Origin of the sequence: Candidatus Frankia nodulisporulans (assembly GCF_902806475.1) — a bacterium.
GTDB lineage: Bacteria > Actinomycetota > Actinomycetes > Frankiales > Frankiaceae > Frankia > Frankia umida.
The window spans coordinates 1-1,619 of record NZ_CADCWS010000453.1 but is presented as its reverse complement, the minus strand read 5'-3'; the positions used below and the strand labels follow the sequence as shown (position 1 = coordinate 1,619).

General features: G+C 69.1%; 2 protein-coding genes and 1 pseudogene. 2 read left to right on the top strand and 1 reads right to left on the bottom strand.

From position 1 onward, the window contains the following. A partial coding sequence (locus G6R24_RS20725) for an ABC transporter ATP-binding protein (protein WP_163550804.1) occupies window positions 1-686 on the bottom strand: 686 nt, incomplete at its 3' end. 564 nt (window positions 687-1,250) lie between these two features. Here G6R24_RS20725 and G6R24_RS24680 point away from each other — a divergent pair. Both G6R24_RS24680 and G6R24_RS24675 read left to right on the top strand, forming a co-directional pair. Next, a pseudogene (locus G6R24_RS24680) lies at window positions 1,251-1,316 on the top strand (hypothetical protein); the annotation flags it as partial. Between the two features lie 109 nt (window positions 1,317-1,425). Then, on the top strand, window positions 1,426-1,619 hold a 194-nt coding region (locus G6R24_RS24675), incomplete at its 3' end, for a GyrI-like domain-containing protein (protein ID WP_476727368.1).

Below are 1,619 nucleotides of genomic sequence, written 5' to 3'. Positions count from 1 at the left end.
ACGAGACTGACCGGACCAGCCGAACGCAGCGCGTCCACCGTGTCGCAGGCGACCATCCGCCCGGACCGCACGATCCCCACCCGGTCACACAGCCGCTCCACCAACTCCAGCTGATGACTGGAGAACACCACCGGCACCCCCGCCGCGCGCCGCTCGGTGAGCACCTCACTCATCACGTCCACCGCGACCGGGTCCAACCCGGAGAACGGCTCGTCGAGGACCAGCACCACCGGGTCGTGCACCAACGCCGCCGCGAGCTGCACCCGCTGCTGGTTACCCAGGCTCAGCTTCTGCACCTCGTCGTCACGGCGCTGCGCGACCCCCAGCCGCTCCGTCCACCGTTCGACCGTCCGACGCGCCGCCGCCGGACCAAGCCCGTGCAGCTGCGCCAGGTACCCCAGCTGCTCGGCGACCTTCATCCGCGGATACAGCCCGCGTTCCTCCGGCATGTACCCGATCCGTCGCCGGACGGCCAGATCCAGCCGCGTCCCGTCGTAGCGCACCTCACCGGCGTCCGCGGCGAGCACCCCGAGAATGATCCGCATCGTCGTCGTCTTGCCCGCCCCGTTGCTGCCCACGAACCCGAACAGCTCACCGGCCCGCACCTCGAACGACATCGCGTCCAACGCCACGACCTCGCCGTAGCGCTTGGACACCCGATCAATCTCCAGCCGCCCGTCGCCCATCCGCCCACCTCTCCACCGCCCGTCCACCGACGTCCCTGTCCCGACATCCGATGGTGCGACGACCCTGTTCACGGACCCGCAATAGCCGATATCGCCCACGACGACCGCACCGTACCGCCGTGCCCCGTTCCACGGCATCCGCGGCTGATCGATCCTCTTCCCGGCTCGCCCCCCATCCAAAGCTCCCACCAGCAGGTTCCGAGCCAACGAATCGGCAACCCGACACCCCGACCACGCACACCGTCGACACCTCTCCGCACCGTGCGGCCGCATCCCTGCGTCCCCGCCTCGCGGTACCCATCGTGTCGCGCCGGCCACCGAGAGGTGCGGTGATCGCCCCCGACCAGCCCAGACCAAGCCTTTGGAGGGCAGGGGGTTGTTCCATGTTGTTCTTATTTGTTCTTGATCGTTTTCGGGCTGGATCGTTTTCGGGCTGGTCGGGACGTCGTCAACACCGTTGATTATCTTGCTGGTGGAAGCGGGGCGAGACCGACGCGGCGTGACCGCGGTACGGGGACGGACGCTTGACCCTGACACCGTGTGAGGTCATAGACCAGTGGAACCATGTTGAGCATCGGAGACGTCGCCCGCCACGGCAGGGTGTCAGTGCGCATGCTGCGCCACTGCGACGCGATCGGCCTGCTACGCCCCGCCCAGGTGGACCCGGCCACCGGCTACCGCCACCACCCGCCTGAACCAGCTACGGGCACGTCTGCGAACCATCGAGAGCGAGGGAACGATGACCACCATCGACGTCACCATCAAGGCCCTTCCCGCCGCGCGGGTCGCCGAACTGACCGGCACCGCCCGCGGCATGGAGCCCCAGTCGATCGGCCCGGTCGTCCGCGGCCTGTACGACCGGCTCACCGGCGCCCTGACCCGGGCGTCCCTGGAGCCCACCGGCCCCGCGATCGCCTACTACGTCGAGGCCGG